Source organism: Pantoea sp. sgz302252, from assembly GCF_047713085.1.
Classification (GTDB): domain Bacteria; phylum Pseudomonadota; class Gammaproteobacteria; order Enterobacterales; family Enterobacteriaceae; genus Scandinavium.
The window spans coordinates 42,803-68,188 of record NZ_JBLFJW010000012.1; the positions used below are offsets into that span (position 1 = coordinate 42,803).

Below are 25,386 nucleotides of genomic sequence, written 5' to 3' on the forward strand. Positions count from 1 at the left end.
CACTTGTTACAGTAGCCCACTTTTCTGCGTGACGGGCTACTGCTACTCTTTAGCCCCGGAGCTTCGTGCTCGTCAGCAAAATGTCAGGCAACTCAAATGAAAACGATCACCCTCAGTGACATGCATCAGCAGAGCGACGCGGCGGCCAAATCCCCCCGTTTACGCGCTCACCGTAATCTTCACCCTGAATTAAGCGACCCGGTACAGCGTCTGGCGATTGCTATGGAGCCGGGCACCTACGTCCGTCCTCACCGTCATCCGCACACCTTTGAATTGCTGTTTGCGCTGAGTGGCCGTTTCCTGGTGCTGAACTTTGATGATCAGGGCAAAGTCATACATCGCGTGGTGCTGGGCGAAGACTGCAAAGTGGTTGAGATGGACGCAGGCACCTGGCACTCGGTGCTGTCTTTGGACAAAGGCGGCGTGATTTTTGAAGTCAAACACGGCGGCTATCAGCCGGTTGCTGAAGAAGATTTTGCCGCCTGGTCTCCGGCTGAAGGCGAACCCGGCACCGCCGAACTGCTGCGCTGGTCTGCGATGGCGCAAATTGGCGATAGCGGTTTCAAAGCCTGAGCCCCCCTGTTGCGCGAAGTGGCCTCCCCCTTCGCGCAACTGACATCTCTTCCTAAGACGCAAACCAGTTCACAACTCTGCAACATCCCGATTCCGGCGCTTCTGCCCGCATGCTAGGCTGCGAGCATGTCTCTGGCCCTCTCCGTTGCAGGTCGCATGAAATCCAGACTCCCTTTCCAGGTGAAGCTTTTTCTGTCACTGGTGCTGTTTTCCTGCCTGCTGCTGGCGATTCTGGGCGGGGTGCTTTATCACGTCATCGACAAGCAGTTGCACCACGATTTAGGGCAACGCGCGCGAGTGCAAGCCAGTGAAATAGCCCTGATGCCGGGGCTGGCGGAGAAAGTCGAAGCGCGGGATACAAAAGGCATTGCGAATCTGATCCAGCCGCTGCGTGCGCAAAGTGATGCCAGCTATATCGTTATCGGAGACGTTAACGAGCAGCATCTGTATCACTCCGAAACGCCGGAGCGCCTGAACCTGCCGATGATTGGCGGCGACAACGCCGAGGTGCTGCGCGGCAAAACCATTATCTCGATGCGCAAAGGCGGCATTGGCGTTTCACTGCGCAGCAAAGCGCCCATTTTCGATGCCCAGCATCGGGTGATCGGCATTGTTTCCGTCGGCTATCTCACCTCTTACATCGCCAACATTAACGCGCGTTTACTGTGGCAGGCGGCGTTTTATGGCATGGCGCTGCTGTTGTTGCTGTTTCTCTTTTCGTGGATGTTCACCCGCAACGTGAAAAAGCAGATGTTCTGGCTGGAGCCGAAAGAGATCGCCTTGCTGGTGCGGCAACAAAAAGCTCTGCTGGAAGCGATGTACGAAGGAGTTTTTGCGGTCAATGCCGAACGGCAACTCCTGCTGATCAATCGGGCGGCCCGCGAGCTGCTCGATTTACCCCAGACGGAAGACAAGCTGATTGGCAAACCGCTGGATCAGGTGGTGCACCTTCCCCCGGCGTTTTTCGCCGATAGCAGCCTGGCGCAACACGACCAGATTATGGTGCTTAATCAGAAGCAGATGATCGTCAACCGCGTGGCGATTGCGCTTGAGCCGAATGAGGCCAACGGCTGGGTGTTCAGCTTCCGCGATAAAAACGACATCAACACCTTGAGCAGCCAGTTAAGCCAGGTGAGACGTTACGCCGACAACCTGCGCATCATGCGCCACGAACAGCTTAACTGGACGGCCACGCTGGTCGGCCTGCTGCAAATGCAGCGCTATGACGATGCGATCCGCTACATTCAGGCCCAGTCGGAAGGCGCACAGAAGGTGCTGGATTTTGTCTCCTCGCGCTTTACCTCTCCGGCGCTGTGCGGGCTGCTGCTGGGGAAATACGTCAGTGCGCGGGAAAAAGGCATTGAGCTGCAATTCGATCCGGCGTGCCAGTTGATGCGCATTCCGCAGGGGATCACCGAAACAGCGCTGATGTCAGTGGTGGGTAATCTGCTGGATAACGCCGTGGATGCCACGCTGAAAACGCCCCTGCCCCACGCACCGGTTGAACTCTATATCTCCGATCGTAATCAGGAGCTGCTGATCGAAATCGCCGATCAGGGCTGCGGCGTGGAAGATGCCCTGAAGCCGCACCTGTTTGAACAGGGTGTGACCAGCAAACCGCAGGCTGGCGATGAGATTGCCGGAGCAGAGCACGGTATTGGTCTCTATCTGGTGGCAGGCTATGTCGATAATGCCGGGGGCAGCATTGAGGTAACGGACAACACGCCGCAGGGCACGCTGTTTTCCGTGTTCATCCCTTTTGAGACAGGAGAGCTTCATGACTCACAGCCAGCCGCTTGATGTCGTCATTGTGGAAGATGAGCCGCATCTGGCCGAACTGCATCGCGAATATATCGAACAGAATTTCCATCTGCGCATAGTGGGAATTGCGAGCACGCTGGAACAAGCTCGCACGCTGCTGCAACGCCACCAGCCGCGGCTGATTCTGCTCGATAACTCTCTGCCAGACGGACAAGGCGTGGAGTTAATCGACAGCCCGCTACTGAAAAGCTTCGAGTGCTCGGTGATTTTTATCACCGCCGCCAGCGATATGCAGACCTGCAGCCACGCGATGCGTAGCGGGGCTTTTGACTACCTGATTAAACCGGTCTTTTTCCAGCGCCTGCGGGCTTCTCTGGAACGCTTTATGCTGCTGGTGCACACCCTGCGCCAACAGAAAGTAGTCGATCAGCACGCGCTGGATAAGCTGTTTAACCTGCCCGCCGCCGAAACGTCTGCCGTGCCGTCAACCAAAGGCATTGAACCGAATACCCTCGAACGAGTGAAGCAGGCTTTCACGGAAGATCCGGACAGAAGCTGGTCTGTGGAACAGGTGGTGGAACAAACCGGTATCAGCAAAACCACCTGTCGGCGCTACCTCGAATATTGCGTGGAAACGGGGTTTATTGGCGCAGAACTTCAGTACGGCAGTATCGGCCATCCGCGCAGGCTTTACCGCAAGCGGCCCGACGCAAAATAACGCGCCAGCTACCAAAACGGGGTGGCTGGCGGCTGTTTGCTTAATGCATAAAAAATTTTACACTGATCTCTGCTCGCTCATTTTCTTTCAAAGGTTAAAAAATGATAAAAACACCTGCAGAATATACGCCTGTTGACTTATCTCGCTGGGCCAGAAAAGAGCATTTTGAGGTGTTTCAGTCCTTTGCTCAAAGCACCATTAACCAAACGGTATTGGTCGATATTACTGCACTGCTAAAACATATAAAGGAAGTAGGCTGGAAGTTTTACCCAACGATTATTTCCCTGCTTGCTGTCATCGTAAACCGTCATCCGGAATTCCGGATGGCCATCAAGAATAATGAGTTGGTCACCTGGAATGAGGTTCATCCAAGCTATACTATTTTCCATAAAGAAACGGAGACTTTCTCTTCTTTATGGAGTCACTTCGACGGCAATATTCAGCACTTCCAGCAAGTGTATTCAGAAGACACTGCACGCTACGGTGATAATCTCTCTTATTGGCCGAAAGAAGAATCCCGGGAAAATATATTTTTCGTCTCTGCGATCCCTTGGGTAAGTTTTACCAGTTTTAATGTCAACGTGGCCAACATGCAGAACTTTTTTGCCCCCATGTTTACGTTTGGGAAATACTCTCCTCAGGAGGGGAAAGTCTTGTTGCCCCTCGCCGCGCAGGTGCATCACGCCGTGTGCGACGGCTTCCATTTGGCGAGACTGTTCAATGAGTTGCAAGAGATGTGCGATGATCTAAAGAACATGTCAAAGGAGCTCGACACCTGAGGTCCTGAAGACCTCATTTCAGGAAGAAGATTTCCCTTTAACCGTGTTTGATTTTTGCATCGATAGAAGGCTGAGGTTTTCCAAACAAATACCCTTGTACGAAATCACAGCCAAGTGCCTGAAGGCTTTCCAGCTGCTCCTGCGTTTCAACCCCTTCCGCCACGGCTTTCATGTTGAGGGATTTCGCCATCCCGGTGATCAGCCTGATAATATTAAGGGCATCTTGCTGCGTCGACAGGGCACGCACAAAGGATTTATCGATTTTGATTTTATCGAAAGCAAGACTGCTGAGGCGCGAAAGAGAAGAATAACCGGTACCAAAATCATCAATGGAGATATTCACCCCCATCGCCCGCAGCTTGTTAAGCGTAGTCATCGGCATGCTGCTCTCAGTAAAGAGAGTGGATTCCGTCACTTCCAGTTCAAGGCGATCAGCGGGAAGACCGGTGTCGTTCAGAATGGACAGCACCATGCTGGCAAAGGCTTTGCTGCTGAGCTGCACAGGGGAAACGTTGACTGAAATTTTAGCGGGAACGGCCCAGCAGGCGGCTTCCCGGCAGGCGATTTCAAGCACCGACTTCCCCATCTCGTTAATCATACCTGTTTTTTCAGCCACAGGAATAAAGCTGTCTGGCGACAGGAGACCCTTCAGAGGATGCAGCCAACGAATAAGCGCTTCGTAGCTGTAAATTTGCTGGCTGAAAGAGTCGACAATCGGCTGGTAGTAAACCACGAATTCTTTATTCACCAACGCCGTGGCCATGTCATGCTCAAGGGTTCGGCTTTCTTGTAGCTTATCTAACATCCACTGCCGGAAGACTTTTATCTTCCCCGCGCCTTCTTTTTTGGCTTCATAAAGCGCCAGATCGGCAAATTTATACAGGTAGTCGGAGCGGCGTTCTGTGTCTGAAATAACAATCCCGACGCAGGTGGTGATATTAATAATCGTATTATTAATCGTGTAAGGGTGATTAATCGCATCGCATATTTTTTGGGCTTGCGACACGGCACTGCTTTCCGTCAGGCCGCTTGAGAGAAACGCAAACTCATCCCCGCCTAAGCGATAAAGCGAATCGGACGTCAGGCCCCTCGAAATAAGACGGTGTGATATCTGGCGTAATAACATGTCACCGACATCATGCCCATAGGTATCATTGACCTCTTTGAACCGGTCTAAATCAAACAACATCACACTGACAGAGCTGTTGCTGTTGCTGTTGCTGTTGCTGTTGCTGTTGCTGTTGCTGTTGCTGTTGCTGTTGCTTTTGACTGCCGCCTCGATGGTTTCATTTAAATTCTCCCAGAAGAAATGACGGTTATTCATTTCGGTCAGGGAGTCATGGTAGACGTCATACTCCAGTTTGGCATTCTGGACCTGCAGTTGTTCTTTCGATTCCTGCAATGCTTCAGCCAGGCTTTTTACCTGAAGGTGTGCCTTCAAAATATTTCTGTTTTGAACAAAGATCAGCCCACCCAATATCGCACTCATGATGATCAGCAAGGCCGACGTCGCGGAGTAAATATAGTACAGGGTGTTAATGTTAACGTTGGCATCATTTATCGCGTTGATGTCTTTGTCTAACGCGCTGGACGACAAACGCCCCAGCGGTGCATCAAGCGCGTGCATGGTTTCGAGGTAAGCCTGAAGCTGTGGGCGGTTCATTTTCTCAAGATGACCGTCCAGATAATCCAGTGTCTGCTCAAGCTGCACAGCCAGCGCATGATGGGCTTTGCTGCTTTCAATGTAACTACTCAGGTCGCCCTGCTTCATCAAATCACTCTGGCTGAGCATAATGTCGAGGCGCATGCGCACATCATCCAGCGTCATCATCTCATCGACAGCGTAAAGCCCCAGTAACGATTCAAACCGGTAATACTCTGAAACCACCTGCGCCACTGACCACGAAGCGGCATAGTGCGTCAGTTTCTGTAACTCTTGCTGCCTTTCATGCACAAGGAAAGAGATATATCCGGTAGAGATAAAAAGGAAACAAATGATGCCAGCCAGAATTCTGTTCATGTTGGTCGTCTGACCCCTTACTCAATACTCATTCTGCTGACCTGCCAGGCTGACCTGGAATAATAAATCTGATTATTCAGTTCAGGGAGGCTGTCATATGGGTAAACCACAAACAACGGGCCCTTATCACGGACACGCATATATTCTCCGTTAACTTTTAACGCAAGGATAACGTTGTATTTTTTGAAATCACTGAGGGGGATTTCGGTGGTGTAGTCATTGAGCGCAGTGACCTTCACCACAGTCCCTTTCGCCCCGACATAATCCATCAACTTTTGCAGCGAAATACCCGTAAAAGTTGTGCGGCCATTATACCAGGGAGAAGTGGTCTGGAAGCTGACCATCCCCAGTTTCTCAAGACTTGCGAGATCAAAAACGGCTTTGCCACCGTCATTGGTATTTTCGATATGACCTGAAATCGTTAAAAGAGCTTTACCGGCAGGTTTGGAAAATTCACCCGCCCAGACTTGTGTGGAGAGCACAAAGCTTAACAGCATGACCATGAATCGCATTCTGACCTCGTCTATCAACCGGATGTTAAAGAATTATAATTTAGTTACTGCGCTATTTATATATGGCCCACGGCTATTGTTAATGCAATCCGTTGCCCCCTATTATAATCAATTAAAATCAAACAGTTAAATAAACCCTTATTTTTCTACTGATTAACAAAGATCGGTGCCGTTATTTGACCTAAGCCAAACAGCGTTACATCTGTTCAAAAAACACTCTATTTATGGGATCTGCGCAAATAAACACAGCGCTATTTTCGTGGTTTTTATGGTGTTAATTGCTTAAAAAAGGCCAGCAATCACACTTCAGTCACGTCGCCTGTCGCCCCCTATTGTCTGATTATCGCCATCCGCTATGTTGAGTTTTGAATAATAAAATGTAACTGAAAGGTTAACTGCAATGTCGAACACAACACTCCGTCTCTCTGTGCTTACTGCTACTGTGCTTTTCTCTGTGTCTGCGCTGTCGGCTCTGCCGCAAGGCTATCCGGCGGACTACCAAAAGGTGGTCGATGCCGCCACCAAAGAAGGCAAAGTGGTGATTTATTCCACCACCGACACCAAAGCGGCCGGGCCGTTGATTCAGGGCTTCGAGGCCACTTACCCGGGCATCAAAGTCGAATACAACGACATGAACAGCACCGAACTGTACAACCGCTTTATCAGCGAACAGGCGGCTGGCGGCGGCAGCGGCGACGTGGTCTGGAGCTCCTCCATGGACACCGCCCTGAAGCTCGCGACCGACTACGCGCAGGAATACCAATCACCGGAACAAGGCCAGTTGCCGAAATGGGCCATCTGGAACAACAAAGCCTACGGCACCACCTATGAGCCGGTGGTGTTTATCTATAACAAACGCCTGATCCCGGCGAATGAAGTGCCGGATTCCCACTCCGCGCTGGCAAAACTGATCGCCAGCCAGGCCGATAAATTCAGGAGCAAAGTCACCACCTACGATATCGAGAAATCGGGCCTCGGCTTTATGCTCTCGGTGCAGGATTCCAAAGCCGATCCGAACTATTTCAAAACCCTGGCTGACGTCGCCAAAGGCGGTTTAGCCGTGCAGTCTTCCACCGGTACCATGATGGAAAGGGTGTCTTCGGGCGAAAACCTGATTGGCTTTAACATCCTCGGTTCTTACGCTGAAGCCCGCGCCAAAACTGACCCTTCGCTGGGCATCTCCTATCCGAAGGATTACACCCTGGTGCTGTCTCGCGTGTCGTTCATCAGCCAGCAGGCGCAAAACAGCAATGCCGCCAAACTGTGGCTGGACTATGTGCTGTCTGAAAAAGGCCAGAGCATCCTGGCAAACCAGGCGGATATCCCGTCCATCCGTAACGATATCGAAGGCAAAAACGACATCGACGGCATGACCAAAATGCTGGGCAAAGCGCTGAAGCCGATCCCGGTCGATGAAAGCCTGCTGGAATACCTGCAACCGAAAAAACGTCTGGATTACATCAAACAGTGGCGTGAAGCCGCCGCCAAATAACCTTCACGGCAAAATGTATTGATGGTTGCAGGCCGGATAAGCGCAGCGCATCCGGCAATAAATGCCCGGTGGCGCTCGCGCTTTCCGGGCGTACAAAAACAGCAATATCAGTGTTTCCCAGCCAGACCAGGGATTTTCTATGAACGCATTAAGCAGAAAGTGGCAAAGCCTGCCACGCGGCATAGTCGTGTTATTAACCGCGCTGGTTATCTACATTCCTCTGTCGTTCATTGTGATACAGAGCTTTTTATCCGCGCCGTTCTTTGCCCCGTCCAAAGAGTGGAGCCTGGAATCCTTTGGCTTTATTTTCACCGATCCTGATTTTTATAAGGCGCTGAAGAGCGGCTTTATTCTCGCTTTCGGCCTGGTGGTTATCGCGATTCCACTGGGTGGCGTGCTGGCCTTTTTGATGGTGCGAACCGACCTGCCGGGTCGCCGCCTGATTGAGCCGCTGATCCTCGTGCCGATCTTCGTTTCACCGATGGTCCTTGGCTTTGGTTACGTGGTGGCGGCAGGCCCGGTCGGGTTCCTGTCGCTGTGGGCGCAATCGCTGATTGGCTTCGTGCCGTGGAATATCTACGACATGTCGAGCATCGTGGTGATTGCTGGCCTGACGCACGTGCCGCACGCTTATCTTTATATCTCCTCGGCGCTGCGTAGCGTCGGGTCGGATGTGGAAGAGGCCGCTCGCATCTCGGGCGCTTCGCCGTTGCAGGTGATGACCGCCGTCAGCCTGCCGATGGTGCGCCCTTCTATTCTGTACGCCATCGTGCTGCTGTTTTTCCTCGGGCTGGAAGTGTTCGGCCTGATGCTGGTTTTGGGCGATCCGGAAGGCAACATGGTGCTGGCGACATACCTGTACCAGTTGACCAACAAACTCGGTACGCCGTCTTACCACCTGATGGCCGCCGTGGCCGTGGTGCTGATTTGTATCACCATCCCGCTGGTGATGTTGCAACGCCGCCTGATGCGTACCGCCAACCGCTTTGTCACCATGAAAGGCAAAGCGTCGCAGGCGCGTGCGTTACCGCTGGGTAAATGGCGCTGGGTCGCGGGCGCAGTGGTGGCATTCTGGCTGACCGTGACGATTGGCGTTCCGCTGCTGGGCGTGATGCTGCGCGCGTTTATCTCTAACTGGGGCGTGGGGGTGTCCATTTGGGATGAGCTGTCGCTCAATACTTTCCGCACCATCTGGCAACAACCAAACCTGCTGCGCGCTATCGTCAACTCGATGTCTATTGGCGTGCTGGGTGGCGCGCTGGCGGTGGGCTGCTATCTGTTTATCGGCATCGCCATGCACCGTAAACCGGACAACACCACCCGCTTCCTTGATTACAGCGTACTGGTGCCGCGCGCGGTGCCTGGCCTGCTCGCCGGACTGGCGTTCCTGTGGGTGTTCCTGTTCCTGCCGATGTGGCTGGACAACGCCCTGAAATCCGGCTGGCTTTCTGGCATGCCGTGGTCACAGTGGCTGCGCGATAACCTGATTGTCTGGCTGCGCGGGCTTCGCAGCACCATCTTCAGCGTCTGGCTGGCTTACACCGTGGTGTGGATGGCTTACGGCCTGCGGCTGATTTCCTCCACGCTGTTGCAGGTGGGGCCGGAACTGGAAGAAGCAGCACGCACCTCCGGGGCCACGCGCGGGCAAATTACCCGCCACGTCACTATTCCGTTATCCCGCTACGGCCTGATTGGCTCATGGCTGCTGATGTTCCTGATTTTCGAACGTGAATATTCAACAGGCGTGTACCTGCTTTCGCCGGGTACGGAAACCATCGGCTCGATGCTGGTTTCCCTGTGGGCGGCAGGCGCGATTGATATCGTGGCGGCGCTCTCCTTTATTAATATCCTGCTGGTGGTAGTAGGTCTGGGTATTGCCCTTCGTTTTGGAGTCAAATTAAATGATTGAATTAACGGTCGATAACCTGCATTTAACCTACGGCGACAATCCGGTGTTAAAGGGCGTGTCCATGAACCTGAAGCGCGGTGAAGTGGTGTCGCTGCTGGGGCCCTCGGGCAGCGGCAAGACCACGCTGCTGCGCGCCGTAGCCGGGCTGGAAAAACCGACGCAAGGGTCGATTGTCATCGGTAAGAACAAAGTGTACGACGGCACGCCGCGCAGTGAAGTGCCTGCCGAAGAACGTAACCTCGGGCTGGTGTTTCAGTCCTACGCCCTGTGGCCGCACAAAACCGTGTTTGAAAACGTGGCCTATCCGCTGAAGCTGCGCAAAGTGCCTGCGAAAGAAATTACCCAGCGCGTACAGGATGTGCTGGATCAGCTGGGATTGGGGCATCTGGGCAAACGCCATCCGCACCAGCTTTCCGGTGGGCAGCAACAGCGTGTGGCGATTGGCCGGGCGCTGGTTTATAACCCGCCGGTGATTTTGCTGGATGAGCCGTTGTCGAACCTTGACGCCAAGCTGCGTGAAGAAGCCCGCGTGTTCCTGCGCGAGCTGATCATCAAGCTAGGGTTATCGGCGCTGATGGTGACGCACGATCAGAACGAAGCGATGGCGATTTCCGACCGCATTTTGCTGCTCAACAACGGCAAAATTGAGCAACAGGGCACACCGCAGGAAATGTACGGCTCGCCAAAAACGTTGTTCACCGCCGAGTTCATGGGCAGCAACAACCGTCTGCACGGCAAAATTACGGAAGTGAGAGACGGCAAAGCGCGCATTGAAGGCAGCGGTTGGTCACTGTGGGGCAAAGCAGCGGAAGGCGTGCAAAGCGGTCAGGAAGGCACGGCGGTTATTCGTGTGGAACGCGTGACGCTGGTTGAAGGGCCAGGCGAAAATCAGCTTGAACTGCCGCTGCTGACCAGCATGTATCTCGGCGATCGTTGGGAATACCTGTTCCGCACGTCGGGCGATGATTTTGTGATTCGAGCGTACGGCGCAGAGGTTCGCGATCCGCAGCATTGCCATCTGGCGTTACCGGAAAACCATCTTTGGATCTTCCCGAAAGCCTGATCTAAAAAGGGAGCGGTATTGCCGCTCCCTGTAATTAACCACTGACGCGCCAGTATCCTACCCCCACCAGCACCGCCACGTTGAGAATAACGCTGAGCATAAACCAGGTGCGGAACGGCTGTTTCTGCGTTTTATGCCGAAACACTTCCTGCGCCACTAAAGCGCCCACCCAACCGCCCACCACGCCTAACAGCAGCAGCGTTTTTTCCGGCACACGCTGCCAGCTTTTGCGTGCCGCGTGTTTGTCGAAACCATAAACCAGCCACGTAAGGATATTAATCAGCAGTAACCAGGCCACAACAGACTGAAAATAAAAGAGACTGGCAGCCAGGAACAGTGCCAGCAGCACAGCGCAAAACAGGGTAATTCTCATCGTGCCAGACGTCCTTTTCACCGATTCGAACGCAATATGCCGCGTTTTACAGACCGGCGCAACGGTACCCTGCCCGCTCTCAGCTATAGGTTATTGCCCCGGTTGTCGTATTCAGGCGCCCTCGACTAAGATCTTCTTTATCATCTCTTTTTATTTCCGCACTTATGTGGGTGGAAGCCACAGCAGTTAACACCGCATTGGCCGGTTTCGTGATTGTGAGTTGCCACGTGGGATTCGAATCAATCTGGTGAGCCCAACGCTGTTATACAGAAGCCGAGGAAGCCCACGCGCCGTGCTTCGTTGTTTAAAGTCGGTTATTCGTTAAAAGAGTCGCCGAGGCGACCCTTTTTACACATTAATCTCGGGTTTGAACCCAGAACGCGTGGATCAAGCCCGGAATATAACCGAGCAACGTCAGCACAATATTGATGATAAAAGCCCAACCGAACCCTTTACCCAGTAAAACCCCAAGCGGCGGGATCAGAATAGTAAAGACAATACGCCAGAAACCCATACAAACTCCATGCAACCAGGCAATTGATAAAAAGTATTAATGCTAAGCATAGCCATTGTCACCTGCGCTGCCATTTTCCTCTATCAGGTTTACCCTCTTTTACCTTTTACGGATTTTTGCACGATGCTTTATCCTGAGAAACACTTTTTGGTGTGTGCTAATAAAAAACGGTGAGGAATAATCACTCACCGTTTTTTATTAGATCAGGAAATCATCCAATGATTTGCCTTCGGCCAGTGCTTTCGCAATCGGCTTTGGTGTACGCCCCTGGCCTGTCCAGGTTTTCTGTTCACCGTCCAGGTCGGTGTAGCGGTATTTTGCCGGACGAACGGCACGTTTTCTGTTGGATTTTGCTGGCGCAGACTCACCAAGAAGCTCGTCAGGAGAAATGCCATCAACCTGCATCATTTTAAGCCAGGCATTAATTTTTTCACGCTTCTCAGCCATGGTTTCTTGCAGGCTGGCTTCTTCAGAGCGTTTTTCTTCCGTCACAACCCTGAATTTTTCCAGCATCTCTTCAAGAACGTCAATGGAGAATTCACGCGACATGGTGCGCAATGTACGAATATTATTAAATTTCTGTAACATACCAGGCATATATTTTAAAATATCCTTTGCAACGAATTAAAATGGCGCTTCGAGATTAAGTTTATTATATCCAGACCGTTTTTTCCACCCGCAGAGCAAGAAACACCGCTTCATTTTAATGTTATTTAAAATAGATTTCGTCATGGCATTACCCTGGCGTATAACCAGTCAGTTTTATCGCATGATTACCCACCACAAAATAATCATTAATCAGACGTTGATGGTGGGCGCCGTGTACGGCGATTTCCTTGATTACTGCCGTCGTCTGTTTCGCGTCAGCCAGTATGCCTGACGCTCAGCCTGACACGACTGGCCGCGTGCCAGTCGTTCGCTTATTTCCCTTCGCCAAATAATCCCGTCAAAAAACGCTCAAGAGCAATGCGCGAGCTGAAGCCGTGCGGAATGCCATAATGCTCTTGCGCATCCCCGCCTAAATAAAGCGGAAACTGCTGATAATGATCGCAGGTTTTGATTTCAGAAGCCGGATCGGCCAGCAAATAACTGCGCTCTTTCAGGGCTGGATGAATGATAAGCGAGGTTCTGCCCATCCTGGCTTCGCGATTCACATAAACATAATTATCGCCACGGCGGTAACCGTAAATTTTTTGCGTCACTTCGTCCATCGTAAAGCCGACTTTTTCAAGAACGCGCGCCACCTCATCAGGTCGTAAATACATATTTTATCCTCGTTGTCCTCAACAGCCACGCCACCTTACAGTATTCAGCAATAGCATCGCTTTCAGAAAAATCCATAAACGGGCGAATAAGGCGTGATTCACTTCAATTTGTCCTAAACTTAATTTCACCGTCACTCAGGGGAGGAACCCATGTTTAACAGACCCAATCGTAACGAGGTGGATGAAGGCGTTCAGGATATTCAGAACGATGTCAGTCAACTGGCCGACTCGCTGGAAGACGTGTTGAAATCCTGGGGCAGCGATGCCAAAGACGAAGCGGATGCCGCGCGGCGTAAAGCGCAGTCCCTGCTTCGCGAAACCCGAGCCAGAATGTATGGCCGCACTCGCGTTCAGCAAGCCGCTCGCGATGCGGTAGGTTACGCGGACAGTTTCGTGCGGGACAAACCCTGGCACAGCGTGGGCGCTGCGGCAGCCGTTGGGATCTTTATTGGCGCATTATTGAGTTTGCGCCGATAATGACGCTGTCATGCTGATAATAAATACGCGTCTGCCCCGACAGGTTTCTGACCTGCCGGGGCTTTTATTTGCTTGATTGCCGGGCGGCGCTACAGGCCGCTTGATAGCTCGATATTTATTTGATGGCCAGTTGAAGCATTTTGGCCTGCTGTTGCGCCATGGCCGGACTGGAGATATTGGTAAAGCTCATCAGCAATCCATTGGCTCCCTCGCTGTTGATTCGCCAGTCGCTCAGCGCTTGCACCGCAAGCCCGGCCCGGCGGCCACGTACAGCCAGTTCCCGGTCGTCACCCTCCACCGACATCACCAGTTGAATTCCGCCCTGCTGCGGCACCACCTGAAAACCGTGCGCGGCCAGCGCCTGCTCCAGCCATTGCCGACGCTGTGCATAGTGTTGACGCATTTTCTTGAGATGCCGCCAGAAATGCCCTTCGTGGATGAAATCGGCCAACGTTTGTTGCCAGAGCAGCGGCACCCCGCAGGCGGCATACGAGGCCTGCTGCCGGAATTGCGCCACCCGCGGCGCGGGAACCACCAGCCAGGCACAGCGCAGCGCCGGGAACAGCGATTTGCTAAACGTTCCGGCGTAAATCACGCGCTGCGGCGCATCCAGACTTTTGATCGGCGGGAGCGGTTTGCCCTGATAGCGAAATTCACTGTCGTAATCATCCTCAATGATCCACGCTTCCCGATGAGCCGCCCAGTCTAACAATTGGTGGCGACGAGGCAGGGAGAGCGCCACGCCCAGCGGGCTTTGATGTGCTGGCGTGAGCAAGGCAAAACGAGCATCAGGCGCAAGCCGCATTCCCTCTTCAATCTGCATGCCATCATCGTCCACCGGCACAGGGCACAGTTCCAGTCGTTGGCTGCTGATCAACGGGCGAATCAAGGGAAAGCCAGGATCTTCCAGCCAGATTTGGTCGCCGGGTTGGCTGAGTGTTTGCAGGATGAGCGTCATCGAAGCCGCATAGCCCGTGGTCACAAAAACCTGCTCAGGCATGCAGTCAATGCTGCGGGAAAAACGCAGATACTCCACGATGGCGTTGCGTAAGTTCATTTCACCGCACACATCGCCGAGCGCGAGATCAAAACGCGTTTGCGTCCTTAAGCGTCGCCCCATCACCCGCGCCCAGACTGCCCGAGGAAAAAGATCTAAGGCGGGCAAGCCCATCTGGAAGGGCTGCGGCTCTGGCTGTTCGCCACCAAACCACGTCGGTTCTGGCGCGGTTGGCCCACGAACGACACCGGCGCTGACGAAAGTGCCCTTCTGCCCCTGGCGCTCCAGCCAACCCTGGGCGACAAGCTCACCGTAGGCCGATTCCACTGTCGCCCGCGACACGCCAAGTTCCTGGGCATACACCCGGCTGGCGGGCAGCCGTTTGCCGGGGAGCAGCTCACCTTGTTCAATGGCAGCTTTAAGCTGGCGCGCAATACTCTGGTAGCGTGGCCCTGCGGAGGGTGAATTCATGGTCTGGTTTTTTACTCAAAAGATGGCTCTCTACACCAGACCATTATAGTGACAGACTGTGCTCATCGAAAAGAGGAGACCTGCCATGACAACATTACGCCAACCCTACTATGAACTGAGCCCTGAAGTGTATGCCGCCCTGGGCCAGGCGAAAAAAGCGCTGGAACACAGCGAACTGGATTTGTCCGTTATCGAACTGGTGTATCTGCGGATTTCACAAATCAACGGCTGCGCCTTCTGCCTGGAAATGCACAGCAAAGCGCTGCGTAAACGCGGTGTGGAACAGGTGAAACTGGACGCGCTGGCAGGCTGGAGTGTGAGTCATCACTTCTCCGATCGCGAACGTGCTGCGCTGGCCTGGGCGGAAGATTTGACGGACATTGCCCGCAACCGCGCGGAAGATGAAGTCTATCAACCGTTGCAGGCTTACTTCAGCGCCAGAGAGATTAGCGACCTGACGTTTGCCATTAGCCTGATGAACGCCTTTAACCGCCTCGCCATCAGTATGCGCATGTAATTAGGACCAAAAAACCCTCGCCCTCGCTACGCTCGTTAGCGGGGGAAAATCACGATAAAATATCTATATATTGTATGGTTGATGTTTTTCTTAACTACATCTAGTATTCCCTTTAGAGATGACTCACCCAAACCGACGCTGATTTTTGCGCCGCTTTTTTATTTTAAACGGAAATACGAATCATGCGCATTACTATTTACACTCGAAATAACTGCGTTCAGTGCCATGCCACCAAACGGGCGATGGAGTCCCGCGGGTTTGACTTTGAGATGATCAATATCGACCACCATCCTGATGCCGCTGACACTCTGCGTGCGCAAGGCTTTCGTTCGCTGCCAGTGGTGATTGCTGGCGACGTGAGCTGGTCTGGTTTTCGTCCGGACATGATCAACCGCCTGCGCCCTGAGGCCATTGCGGCACGAGCATGAATCCCCTCGTCTATTTCTCCAGCAGCTCCGAAAACACGCTGCGCTTTATCGAGCGGCTGGGGCTGCCTGCAGTGCGTATTCCGCTCAATGAACGGGAACGCATTCAGGTAGACGAACCCTATATTTTGGTGGTGCCCAGCTACGGCGGAGGCGGCACGGCAGGCGCGGTGCCTCGCCAGGTGATCCGCTTTTTAAACGACCCGCACAATCGCGCCCTGATACGCGGCGTGATTGCCTCGGGCAACCGAAATTTCGGCGAAGCTTTTGGCCGCGCCGGAGATGTCATCGCGCAGAAATGCGGCGTGCCTTACCTCTACAGGTTTGAACTGATGGGCACCCAAAGCGATATCGACAATGTGCGAAAAGGAGTGAGCGAATTTTGGCAACGACAACCGCAGAACGTGTGACCCACAGCGCCCCGGACTACCATGCGCTCAATGCGATGCTGAATCTGTACGATAAAGACGGCCGCATTCAGTTTGAGAAAGATGCCGAAGCCGTGAGCGCTTTTATGGCCGCCTACGTGCGCCCGAACTCACGCACCTTCACCAATCAGGACGCGCGCCTGGACTGGCTGGTTACAGAAGGCTATTACGATGAACGCGTTCTGGCTCGCTTCAACCGCGCATTTATTACCAGTCTCTTTGCCCACGCTCACGCCAGCCAGTTTCAGTTCAAAACGTTTCTCGGGGCCTGGAAGTTTTACACCAGCTACACGCTGAAAACGTTCGACGGCAAACAGTTCCTGGAACACTTTGAAGACCGCGTGGTGATGGTCGCGCTGACGCTGGCACAGGGCAATGAATCCCTTGCGCGTCAGCTCACTGACGAAATGCTCTCCGGCCGCTTCCAGCCTGCCACGCCTACCTTCCTCAACTGCGGCAAACAACAGCGGGGTGAATTAGTCTCCTGCTTCCTGCTGCGCATTGAAGACAATATGGAGTCGATTGGTCGCTCGGTAAATTCGGCGTTGCAGCTCTCAAAGCGCGGCGGTGGCGTCGCCTTTTTGCTTTCGAACCTGCGTGAAGCGGGCGCGCCCATTAAGCGTATTGAAAATCAGTCTTCCGGGGTGATCCCGGTGATGAAAATGCTGGAAGATGCTTTCTCTTATGCGAACCAGCTTGGGGCTCGTCAGGGTGCAGGCGCGGTGTATCTGCATGCCCATCACCCGGACATTCTGCGTTTTCTGGATACCAAACGTGAAAACGCCGACGAAAAAATTCGCATCAAAACGCTGTCGCTTGGCGTGGTGATCCCGGATGTCACCTTCCGCCTGGCGAAAGAAAATGCGCAGATGGCGCTGTTTTCCCCGTATGACGTTGAGCGCCTGTACGGCAAACCGTTTGGTGATATTGCGCTGAGCGAAATGTATGACCGGTTAGTAGCAGACGAACGCGTGCGCAAAACCTGGATCAACGCCCGTGATTTCTTCCAGCGGCTTGCCGAAATCCAGTTCGAATCCGGCTATCCGTACATCATGTTTGAAGACACGGTCAACCGCGCGAACCCGATTGCCGGGCGCATCAATATGAGCAACCTGTGTTCCGAAATTTTGCAGGTCAACAGCCCCTCAACCTTTGATGAGAACCTAGATTACGCCGCCACCGGGCACGATATCTCCTGCAATTTAGGCTCACTGAACATTGCTCATACGATGGATTCGCCGGACTTCGGCCGCACGGTTGAAACTGCGATCCGTGGCCTGTCGGCAGTTTCGGGCATGAGCCATATTCGCTCGGTGCCATCTGTTGAAGCGGGGAATGCTGCGTCACACGCGATTGGGCTTGGGCAGATGAATCTTCACGGTTATCTGGCTCGCGAGGGAATTGCTTACGGCAGCGAAGAAGGGCTGGATTTCACCAACTTCTATTTTTACACCATCACCTGGCATGCGCTGCATACCTCAATGCAGATGGCGCGCGAACGTCACCAGCGTTTTGCCGGGTTTGAGCAGTCTCGTTATGCCAGCGGCGAGTATTTCCGCCAGTATCTGGAGCAGGTGTGGCAGCCGAAAACAGAACGTGTTCGCACGCTGTTTACGCAGGCTGGCATCACGCTGCCCACACGCGAAATGTGGCAGCAGCTGCGGGATGACGTCATGCGTTACGGCATCTACAACCAGAATTTGCAGGCCGTGCCGCCGACCGGGTCGATTTCCTATATCAACCATGCGACCTCAAGTATTCACCCGATTGTCTCGAAAATTGAGATTCGCAAGGAAGGGAAAACCGGGCGCGTCTATTACCCGGCCCCGTTTATGACCAACGACAACCTGGCGCTGTATCAGGACGCCTATGAGATTGGGCCTGAAAAAATCATCGACACCTATGCCGAAGCGACAAAGCACGTCGATCAGGGCTTGTCGCTGACGTTGTTCTTCCCGGACACCGCCACCACTCGCGATATCAACAAAGCCCAGATTTACGCGTGGAAGAAAGGCATTAAGACGCTGTACTACATCCGCCTGCGCCAGCTGGCGCTCGAAGGCACAGAAATTGAAGGCTGCGTGTCTTGCGCATTGTAAGGAGAGAAGGATGAACCGTTTATCACCGGTCAGCGCCATCAACTGGAACACCCTCCAGGACGACAAAGATCTGGAAGTCTGGAACCGCTTGACCAGCAATTTTTGGCTGCCGGAGAAAGTGCCGCTGTCGAATGACATTCCGGCCTGGCAGTCATTAAGCCTGGAGGAACAACAGCTGACGATCCGCGTCTTCACCGGGTTAACGCTGCTCGACACCATTCAGAATACGGTTGGCGCCCCGGCGCTAATGCCAGATTCGCTCACGCCGCACGAGGAAGCGGTGATGTCGAACATCTGCTTTATGGAAGCTGTCCATGCGCGTTCCTATAGCTCCATTTTTTCAACACTTTGCCAGACTAAAGACGTGGATGCGGCCTACGCCTGGAGTGAAGAGAACGGGCCGTTGCAGCGTAAAGCGCAGTTGATGCTGGAACACTATGCAGCAGATGCGCCGTTGAAGAAGAAAATCGCCAGCGTGTTCCTGGAATCGTTCCTCTTCTATTCCGGTTTCTGGCTGCCCATGTACTGGTCCAGCCGCGGCAAACTGACCAATACCGCGGATCTGATCCGCCTGATCATCCGCGATGAAGCCGTTCACGGTTACTACATTGGCTATAAATTCCAGAAAGGGCTGGAACTGGTGAGCCCGGGCGAACGCGAAGCACTGAAAAATTTCGCCCTCGATCTGCTGATGGATCTCTACGACAACGAACTGGCCTACACCGAGGCGCTGTATGCGGGGACGGGCTGGGAAGACGATGTCAAAGCATTCCTGTGTTACAACGCCAATAAGGCGCTGATGAACCTTGGGTTTGAAGCGCTGTTCCCGCCAGAGATGGCCGACGTGAACCCGGCAATTCTTGCGGCGCTGTCGCCAAACGCCGATGAAAACCACGATTTCTTCTCAGGCTCAGGCTCCTCCTACGTGATGGGGAAAGCCGTCGAGACCGAAGACGAAGACTGGAGTTTTTAATCCTCTTCATACTTCACGCTGTAGAGGCGTTGGCTGCATGCGCGCACCCCAGTCACTTACTTAAGTAAGCTCCTGGGGACTTGCGTATTTGCCGCCTTTCTACAACGCGAATTATTTAGAGGATTAATCCATAAATAAAATATGATTATTTCAATATCCCACCCAGATTCAGCCGAAAATTGACCGTACTGACAAAAATTACAAATCTAAATTCATTTCCCCTCAGCCCTTATATCATGGGGCATCACGCCACCAGAGCACCAGAAAGGCAGGAATCAGTGGGAAATTGAGGGTTGTCTCAGAATCTGAGTATGTTAGGGTATGGCCAGTCAATTATTTTCATCAGGTAACATATCGACATAATTAAATAATGGGAATCCGTTTATTGCATGGCAATTAAATTAGAAATCAAAAATCTTTATAAAATATTTGGCGAACATCCACAGCGCGCATTCAAATATATCGAAAAGGGTCTCAACAAAGAGCAGATCCTGGAAAAAACAGGTTTATCTCTTGGCGTTATTGACGCCAGTCTGGCCATTGAAGAAGGCGAGATTTTTGTCATCATGGGGTTATCCGGTTCCGGTAAATCCACCCTGGTACGCCTTCTCAATCGCCTGATTGAACCCACTCGCGGGCAGGTACTGATCGACGGTATTGATATCGCCAAAATATCCGACGCCGAGCTGCGTGAAGTGCGCCGCAAGAAAATTGCGATGGTCTTCCAGTCTTTTGCGCTGATGCCTCATATGAACGTACTGGACAATACAGCGTTCGGTATGGAATTAGCCGGTATTGCGCCGCAGGAACGTCAGGAAAAAGCCCTTCATGCCCTGCGTCAGGTCGGTCTGGATAATTATGCTCACGCCTGGCCGGATGAATTATCTGGCGGTATGCGCCAGCGCGTTGGCCTGGCCCGTGCATTAGCCATCAACCCTGACATCTTATTAATGGACGAAGCCTTCTCGGCGCTCGATCCCTTAATTCGTACCGAGATGCAGGATGAACTGGTGAAATTGCAGGCCAGACATCAACGTACCATTGTCTTTATTTCCCACGATCTTGATGAAGCCATGCGCATCGGCGATCGCATTGCCATTATGCAAAATGGCGAAGTGGTTCAGGTCGGTACGCCGGATGAAATTCTGAATAATCCGGCCAATGACTACGTACGAACTTTCTTCCGTGGCGTGGATATTAGCCAGGTCTTTAGCGCAAAAGATATCGCCCGCCGTACGCCGAAAGGCCTGCTGCGTAAAGCGCCGGGCTTTGGCCCTCGTTCTGCCATCAAACTGTTGCAGGATGAAGACCGTGAATATGGCTATGTCATTGAACGCGGGAATAAATTTGTTGGCATTGTCTCTATCGATTCCCTGAAAGCCGCGCTGGCGGAAGGCCAGAGCATTGACGCTGCGCTGCTTGAAACGCCGCTGGCGGTTGATGCTCAGACTTCGCTGAGCGAGATGCTTTCTCATGTCGGTCAGGCGCCTTGTGCGGTGCCGGTGGTCGACGAGAACCAGCAGTATGTGGGCATCATTTCCAAAAGTGTACTGCTGCAGGCTTTAGATCGAGAGGGAACAAACAATGGCTGATCAATCCAATCCGTGGGCAACCACACCGGCAGCGGACAGCGCTGCACAATCGGCTGACGCATGGGGAACGCCTGCGCCAGCGCCGACAGAGGGCGGCGGTGCTGACTGGCTGCACAGCGCACCCGCGCCACAGGCTGAACATTTCAACATTATGGACCCGTTCCATAAAACGCTGATCCCCCTCGATAACTGGGTGACCCACGGTATCGACTGGATCGTCAGCAACTTCCGCCCGGTCTTCCAGGGCATCCGTATGCCGGTGGATTACATCCTTGGCGGTTTTCAGCACCTGCTGACCAGCATGCCTGCGCCGATGGCCATTGCACTGTTCGCACTGATAGCCTGGCAAATTGGTGGCACGGGAATGGGTGTCGCCACGCTGATTTCACTGATTCTGATCGGGGCTATCGGAGCCTGGACACAGGCGATGATCACTCTGGCGCTGGTGCTGACCGCGCTGTTCTTCTGCGTGGTTATCGGTCTGCCGCTGGGGATTTGGCTGGCGCGTAGTCCCCGAGCGTCGAAAATTGTTCGCCCGCTGCTGGATGCAATGCAGACCACACCGGCGTTCGTGTATCTGGTGCCCATCGTCATGTTGTTCGGCATCGGTAACGTGCCGGGCGTGGTGGTGACGATTATCTTCGCCCTGCCACCGATAGTGCGTCTGACAATCCTTGGTATTAACCAGGTTCCTGCGGACTTGATTGAAGCTTCGCGCTCATTCGGTGCCAGCCCGCGCCAGATGCTGTTCAAAGTCCAGCTCCCGCTGGCGATGCCGACCATTATGGCCGGGGTGAACCAGACGCTGATGCTGGCGCTGTCGATGGTGGTTATCGCCTCGATGATCGCCGTGGGCGGTCTGGGTCAAATGGTCCTGCGCGGTATTGGCCGTCTCGATATGGGCCTGGCGAGCGTCGGCGGTGTGGGGATTGTCATCCTGGCAATCATTCTTGACCGTCTGACACAGGCCGTTGGCCGCGATTCACGCAGCCGTGGCAACCGTCGCTGGTACACCACCGGGCCACTTGGGCTGATCCTTCGCCCTTTCACCAAATAATCCCTCGGTTGCCCGGTGGCGCTACGCTTACCGGGCCTACAACTTATAAAAGGAACAACGATGCGACATCGCGTAATGTTTGCCACAGCGTTTGCCACGCTTGTCTCCACCAGCACTTTTGCCGCCGACCTGCCGGGAAAAGGCATTACCGTGCAACCGGTGCAGAGCACCATTTCTGAAGAAACCTTCCAGACGCTGCTGGTCAGCCGCGCGCTGGAGAAACTTGGCTACACGGTGAGCGCACCGAGCGAAGTCGATTACAACGTGGGCTACACCTCGATTGCCTCTGGCGATGCCACGTTTACCGCCGTCAACTGGCAGCCATTGCATGACGACATGTACAAGGCCGCGGGCGGCGACAAGAAATTTTACCGTGAAGGCGTGTACGTAACAGGCGCGGCACAGGGTTATCTGATTGACAAGAAAACCGCCGATCAGTACCACATCACTAATATTGTCCAGCTCAAAGATCCGAAGATTGCCAAACTCTTTGACAGCAACGGCGACGGTAAAGCCGACATGATGGGTTGCTCACCGGGCTGGGGCTGTGAAGCGGTGATTAATCACCAGAACAAAGCCTTCAGTCTGGCGAAAACCGTCGACGTTAGCCACGGCAACTATTCCGCAATGATGGCGGACACCATCGCCCGTTATAAAGAAGGCAAACCGGTTATCTATTACACCTGGACGCCTTACTGGGTCAGCGATGTGCTCAAACCAGGGAAAGATGTGGTGTGGCTGCAGGTGCCGTTCTCCTCCATGCCGGGTGAGCAGAAAGACATCGACACCAGGCTGCCAAATGGCGCTAACTACGGTTTCCCGGTGAACACCATGCACATTGTGGCAAACCTTGCCTGGGCTGAGAAAAACCCGGCAGCCGCGAAGCTGTTCTCGCTGATGAAATTGCCGCTGGCAGATATCAACGCCCAAAACGCCATGATGCACGAAGGTCACTCGTCTGAAGCGGATATCCAGGGCCACGTTGATGGTTGGATCAAAGGCCACCAGCAGCAGTTTGACGGCTGGATAAAAGAAGCGCTGGCTGCGCAGAAGTAATCTGTGCAAGCCCCTCTCCCTAACCCTCTCCCGCGGGGAGAGGGAATTGGCCTACTCCCCTCTCCTTTTGGGAGAGGGGCTGGGGGAGAGGGGAGCAGACGACTCAAATCTTAACCGCACTATCCGCCACCCAACATTTCCCTAAACCTCCGCAAACTCGTTATCATTGCTCACCTGCAAAATAATTACTCAGATAACGATAACTAATGACTAAACACTCGCTTAGCCCCGCGCTGATTGCGCTTATGTCTGTAGCAACCGGCCTTGCCGTTGCCAGTAACTACTACGCCCAACCGCTGCTCGACACGATTGCTCGCGCTTTTTCTCTGACTGCAGGACAGGCTGGATTTATCGTCACAGCGGCCCAGCTTGGCTATGCGGCAGGTTTGCTGTTTCTGGTGCCGCTCGGCGATATGTTCGAGCGACGCGCGCTGATTGTGACCATGACGCTACTTGCCGCAGGCGGCATGTTAATCACCGCCTCCAGCCAGTCGTTATCGATGATGATCCTTGGCACCGCCTTAACCGGGCTTTTCTCTGTTGTGGCGCAGATTTTGGTGCCGCTGGCGGCAACGCTCGCCAGCCCGGAAAAGCGTGGGAAAGTGGTCGGGACCATCATGAGCGGCTTGCTGCTCGGCATTCTTTTGGCGCGAACCGTTGCCGGATTGCTGGCAAGCCTCGGCGGTTGGCGCACCGTTTATTGGCTCGCTTCAGGCTTGATGGTGCTGATGGCGATTGCCCTCTGGCGCGGTCTCCCTCAGGTTAAACAAGAAACACACCTTAACTATCCGCAGCTTTTGCGTTCGGTCTTCAGCCTGTTTATCCATGACAAACTGCTGCGTACCCGCGCATTACTCGGCTGCCTGACCTTCGCGAACTTCAGCATCCTCTGGACTTCAATGGCCTTCCTGCTGGCCGGTGCCCCTTTCCATTTCTCTGAAGGCGTGATCGGGCTGTTTGGTCTGGCAGGCGCAGCGGGTGCGTTGGGCGCTCGCCCGGCTGGCGGTTTCGTGGACAAAGGCAAATCGCATTTGACCACCACCACTGGCCTGGTACTTCTGTTGCTCTCGTGGGTGACCATTTGGTTCGGCCATGCCTCGGTGCTGGCACTGATTGTGGGGATTCTGGTCCTCGACTTGACCGTGCAAGGCGTGCACATCACCAACCAAACCGTCATTTATCGCGTGCAGCCAGACGCACGAAATCGCCTGACCGCCGGTTACATGACCAGCTACTTCATTGGCGGTGCTGCGGGCTCTCTGATTTCGGCTTACGCCTGGCAGCACTACGGCTGGACGGGGGTGTGTGCAGCCGGGGCGGTGATGGCGGCGCTAAACTTACTGGTATGGTGGCGAGGATTTCATCGCCAGGAGGCCATTGCCTGAAAAGGCTTCACATTCATGGCGTTATTCCTGCATTGGGGTGTTAAGGCCCCCCTTTGTCTGTTAAGGTTATCAACCTGATCAACCCGGTAACTGTTTCTCGGGTAATTATTGCACTTTCACGATGAAACCTCCTGGGACGCTGACGGCGCGGTCGTTCGCCGTCAGACAATACTTTTTATGAATAAATTGCTCCGACCTATGTTTTCGGTGCATTAATTCATTTACTTTATTTGTCACATTCGTTACTATATCGGCTGAAATTAATGAGGTTATGCCCAAATGGATAGTTCGTTTACGCCCATTGAACAAATGCTAAAATTTCGCGCCAGCCGCCATGAAGATTTCCCTTACCAGGAAATTCTTCTGACTCGCCTGTGCATGCATATGCAAGGTAAGTTGCTGGAAAACCGCAATAAAATGCTGAAAGCTCAAGGGATTAACGAGACGTTATTTATGGCGTTAATCACGCTGGAGTCTCAGGAAAACCATAGCATTCAGCCTTCTGAACTGAGCTGTGCGCTGGGGTCATCCCGTACTAACGCGACCCGTATTGCCGATGAACTGGAAAAACGTGGCTGGATCGAACGCCGCGAAAGCGACAACGACCGTCGCTGCCTGCATTTGCAACTCACCGAAAAAGGTCATCAGTTCCTGCGCGAAGTGTTACCGCCGCAGCACCACTGCCTGCACCAGCTCTGGTCCTCTTTAAGCGTCACCGAGAAAGCTCAACTTGAGCAAATCACCCGCAAGCTCCTGACTCGTCTGGATCAGATGGACGAAGACGGCGTGGTGCTTGAGGCACTTCGTTAAGCGTGTGACTCGCTTACCATCCTGATTAATAAAAGAAAACTGACAGGCCAGCAGCGCATAACTGCTGGCCTTTCTGACAAACAGGTCGGCTCAGCCGATGTGAAATAATAAGATCGTGGA

Annotated in this window: 26 protein-coding genes and 1 pseudogene; 20 read left to right on the forward strand and 7 right to left on the reverse strand. The window is 53.4% G+C overall.

The features are described 5' to 3' along the window. Nucleotides 1–96 precede the first annotated feature (96 nt). From ACLW56_RS11200 to catA, 4 genes are all read left to right on the forward strand, one after another. Nucleotides 97–573 carry a WbuC family cupin fold metalloprotein gene (locus tag ACLW56_RS11200; RefSeq protein ID WP_330983858.1) on the forward strand — a complete coding sequence of 159 codons (477 nt, stop codon included), beginning with the start codon at nucleotides 97–99 and terminating at the stop codon, nucleotides 571–573. Nucleotides 574–729: 156 nt separating this feature from the next. Continuing rightward, nucleotides 730–2,373, forward strand: a complete 1,644-nt coding sequence (locus ACLW56_RS11205; RefSeq protein ID WP_330983859.1) for a sensor histidine kinase — start codon at nucleotides 730–732, stop codon at nucleotides 2,371–2,373. Continuing rightward, nucleotides 2,351–3,052 (forward strand): response regulator, encoded by a 702-nt coding sequence (locus ACLW56_RS11210; RefSeq protein ID WP_330983860.1) that lies wholly within the window; start codon nucleotides 2,351–2,353, stop codon nucleotides 3,050–3,052. Before ACLW56_RS11205 ends, ACLW56_RS11210 begins: the two co-directional genes overlap by 23 nt. 101 nt (nucleotides 3,053–3,153) lie before the next feature. Then, nucleotides 3,154–3,831, forward strand: coding sequence for a type A chloramphenicol O-acetyltransferase (catA, locus tag ACLW56_RS11215; RefSeq protein ID WP_330983861.1), 678 nt, complete (start codon nucleotides 3,154–3,156; stop codon nucleotides 3,829–3,831). Nucleotides 3,832–3,868: 37 nt separating this feature from the next. On the opposite strand, the gene ACLW56_RS11220 is transcribed toward catA, so the two are convergent. Together ACLW56_RS11220 and ACLW56_RS11225 are read right to left on the reverse strand one after the other, a co-directional pair. Continuing rightward, on the reverse strand, nucleotides 3,869–5,851 hold the full coding sequence (locus ACLW56_RS11220; protein WP_330983862.1) for a putative bifunctional diguanylate cyclase/phosphodiesterase: 1,983 nt from the start codon (nucleotides 5,849–5,851) through the stop codon (nucleotides 3,869–3,871). Between the two features lie 17 nt (nucleotides 5,852–5,868). After that, a complete protein-coding gene (locus ACLW56_RS11225) occupies nucleotides 5,869–6,363 on the reverse strand; it encodes a molybdopterin-dependent oxidoreductase (RefSeq protein ID WP_330983863.1) in 495 nt (164 codons plus the stop codon). 400 nt (nucleotides 6,364–6,763) lie between these two features. On the opposite strand from ACLW56_RS11225, the gene ACLW56_RS11230 reads away from it, so the two are divergent. The 3 genes from ACLW56_RS11230 to ACLW56_RS11240 all read left to right on the forward strand — a co-directional run bounded on the left by ACLW56_RS11230 (nucleotide 6,764) and on the right by ACLW56_RS11240 (nucleotide 10,827). Beyond that, the gene (locus tag ACLW56_RS11230; protein ID WP_330983864.1) at nucleotides 6,764–7,855 is read left to right on the forward strand and encodes an ABC transporter substrate-binding protein; all 1,092 of its coding nucleotides are present in this window, start codon (nucleotides 6,764–6,766) and stop codon (nucleotides 7,853–7,855) included. 139 nt (nucleotides 7,856–7,994) lie between these two features. Further along, nucleotides 7,995–9,764: an iron ABC transporter permease gene (locus tag ACLW56_RS11235; protein ID WP_330983865.1), complete on the forward strand. Its 1,770-nt coding sequence runs from the start codon at nucleotides 7,995–7,997 to the stop codon at nucleotides 9,762–9,764. Further along, complete coding sequence (locus ACLW56_RS11240; RefSeq protein ID WP_330983866.1) at nucleotides 9,757–10,827, forward strand: ABC transporter ATP-binding protein; 1,071 nt, start codon at nucleotides 9,757–9,759, stop codon at nucleotides 10,825–10,827. Before ACLW56_RS11235 ends, ACLW56_RS11240 begins: the two co-directional genes overlap by 8 nt. 34 nt (nucleotides 10,828–10,861) lie before the next feature. Here the strand turns inward: ACLW56_RS11240 and ACLW56_RS11245 are convergent, their stop codons facing one another. Next, the gene (locus ACLW56_RS11245; protein ID WP_330983867.1) at nucleotides 10,862–11,200 is read right to left on the reverse strand and encodes a DUF1294 domain-containing protein; all 339 of its coding nucleotides are present in this window, start codon (nucleotides 11,198–11,200) and stop codon (nucleotides 10,862–10,864) included. Between the two features lie 170 nt (nucleotides 11,201–11,370). Between ACLW56_RS11245 and ACLW56_RS11250 the strand changes: the two are divergent. After that, nucleotides 11,371–11,474, forward strand: a pseudogene (locus tag ACLW56_RS11250) (short chain dehydrogenase); the annotation flags it as partial. Nucleotides 11,475–11,555: 81 nt separating this feature from the next. Here ACLW56_RS11250 and ACLW56_RS11255 read toward each other — a convergent pair. Both ACLW56_RS11255 and stpA read right to left on the reverse strand, forming a co-directional pair. Continuing rightward, entirely contained in the window at nucleotides 11,556–11,714 is a 159-nt protein-coding gene (locus tag ACLW56_RS11255) for a YqaE/Pmp3 family membrane protein (RefSeq protein WP_312627877.1), read from the reverse strand. A 198-nt stretch (nucleotides 11,715–11,912) separates the two neighbouring features. Next, nucleotides 11,913–12,311, reverse strand: coding sequence for a DNA-binding protein StpA (gene stpA, locus ACLW56_RS11260; RefSeq protein ID WP_330983868.1), 399 nt, complete (start codon nucleotides 12,309–12,311; stop codon nucleotides 11,913–11,915). Nucleotides 12,312–12,444: 133 nt separating this feature from the next. Here stpA and alaE point away from each other — a divergent pair, with 133 nt between their 5' ends. Then, the gene (gene alaE / locus ACLW56_RS11265) at nucleotides 12,445–12,594 is read left to right on the forward strand and encodes an L-alanine exporter AlaE (RefSeq protein ID WP_330983869.1); all 150 of its coding nucleotides are present in this window, start codon (nucleotides 12,445–12,447) and stop codon (nucleotides 12,592–12,594) included. A 40-nt stretch (nucleotides 12,595–12,634) separates the two neighbouring features. Here alaE and ACLW56_RS11270 read toward each other — a convergent pair whose 3' ends face one another. Then, nucleotides 12,635–12,979: a DUF2002 family protein gene (locus ACLW56_RS11270; RefSeq protein WP_330983870.1), complete on the reverse strand. Its 345-nt coding sequence runs from the start codon at nucleotides 12,977–12,979 to the stop codon at nucleotides 12,635–12,637. 150 nt (nucleotides 12,980–13,129) lie between these two features. Between ACLW56_RS11270 and ACLW56_RS11275 the strand changes: the two genes are divergently transcribed. Next, a complete protein-coding gene (locus tag ACLW56_RS11275; protein ID WP_330983871.1) occupies nucleotides 13,130–13,456 on the forward strand; it encodes a DUF883 domain-containing protein in 327 nt (108 codons plus the stop codon). A 115-nt stretch (nucleotides 13,457–13,571) separates the two neighbouring features. On the opposite strand, the gene ACLW56_RS11280 is transcribed toward ACLW56_RS11275, so the two are convergent. After that, nucleotides 13,572–14,924: a PLP-dependent aminotransferase family protein gene (locus ACLW56_RS11280; protein WP_330983872.1), complete on the reverse strand. Its 1,353-nt coding sequence runs from the start codon at nucleotides 14,922–14,924 to the stop codon at nucleotides 13,572–13,574. Nucleotides 14,925–15,009: 85 nt separating this feature from the next. Here ACLW56_RS11280 and ACLW56_RS11285 point away from each other — a divergent pair, with 85 nt between their 5' ends. From ACLW56_RS11285 to emrR, 10 genes are all read left to right on the forward strand, one after another. Continuing rightward, nucleotides 15,010–15,441, forward strand: coding sequence for a carboxymuconolactone decarboxylase family protein (locus ACLW56_RS11285; RefSeq protein ID WP_330983873.1), 432 nt, complete (start codon nucleotides 15,010–15,012; stop codon nucleotides 15,439–15,441). Between the two features lie 182 nt (nucleotides 15,442–15,623). Continuing rightward, nucleotides 15,624–15,869, forward strand: a complete 246-nt coding sequence (gene nrdH, locus ACLW56_RS11290; RefSeq protein WP_330983874.1) for a glutaredoxin-like protein NrdH — start codon at nucleotides 15,624–15,626, stop codon at nucleotides 15,867–15,869. Continuing rightward, a complete protein-coding gene (nrdI, locus tag ACLW56_RS11295) occupies nucleotides 15,866–16,276 on the forward strand; it encodes a class Ib ribonucleoside-diphosphate reductase assembly flavoprotein NrdI (RefSeq protein WP_330983875.1) in 411 nt (136 codons plus the stop codon). The genes nrdH and nrdI overlap by 4 nt, the downstream gene beginning before the upstream one ends. Then, a complete protein-coding gene (gene nrdE / locus ACLW56_RS11300) occupies nucleotides 16,249–18,393 on the forward strand; it encodes a class 1b ribonucleoside-diphosphate reductase subunit alpha (protein WP_330983876.1) in 2,145 nt (714 codons plus the stop codon). Before nrdI ends, nrdE begins: the two co-directional genes overlap by 28 nt. 10 nt (nucleotides 18,394–18,403) lie before the next feature. Next, entirely contained in the window at nucleotides 18,404–19,366 is a 963-nt protein-coding gene (gene nrdF / locus ACLW56_RS11305) for a class 1b ribonucleoside-diphosphate reductase subunit beta (RefSeq protein WP_330983877.1), read from the forward strand. A 389-nt stretch (nucleotides 19,367–19,755) separates the two neighbouring features. Then, nucleotides 19,756–20,958, forward strand: coding sequence for a glycine betaine/L-proline ABC transporter ATP-binding protein ProV (proV, locus tag ACLW56_RS11310; protein WP_330983878.1), 1,203 nt, complete (start codon nucleotides 19,756–19,758; stop codon nucleotides 20,956–20,958). Next, a complete protein-coding gene (gene proW / locus ACLW56_RS11315; RefSeq protein ID WP_330983879.1) occupies nucleotides 20,951–22,015 on the forward strand; it encodes a glycine betaine/L-proline ABC transporter permease ProW in 1,065 nt (354 codons plus the stop codon). The genes proV and proW overlap by 8 nt, the downstream gene beginning before the upstream one ends. A gap of 60 nt (nucleotides 22,016–22,075) precedes the next feature. After that, nucleotides 22,076–23,071 (forward strand): glycine betaine/L-proline ABC transporter substrate-binding protein ProX, encoded by a 996-nt coding sequence (gene proX / locus ACLW56_RS11320; RefSeq protein WP_330983880.1) that lies wholly within the window; start codon nucleotides 22,076–22,078, stop codon nucleotides 23,069–23,071. A gap of 206 nt (nucleotides 23,072–23,277) precedes the next feature. Further along, a complete protein-coding gene (locus ACLW56_RS11325; RefSeq protein ID WP_330983881.1) occupies nucleotides 23,278–24,456 on the forward strand; it encodes an MFS transporter in 1,179 nt (392 codons plus the stop codon). A gap of 279 nt (nucleotides 24,457–24,735) precedes the next feature. After that, complete coding sequence (gene emrR, locus ACLW56_RS11330; protein ID WP_330983882.1) at nucleotides 24,736–25,266, forward strand: multidrug efflux transporter EmrAB transcriptional repressor EmrR; 531 nt, start codon at nucleotides 24,736–24,738, stop codon at nucleotides 25,264–25,266. Nucleotides 25,267–25,386: the final 120 nt, after the last annotated feature.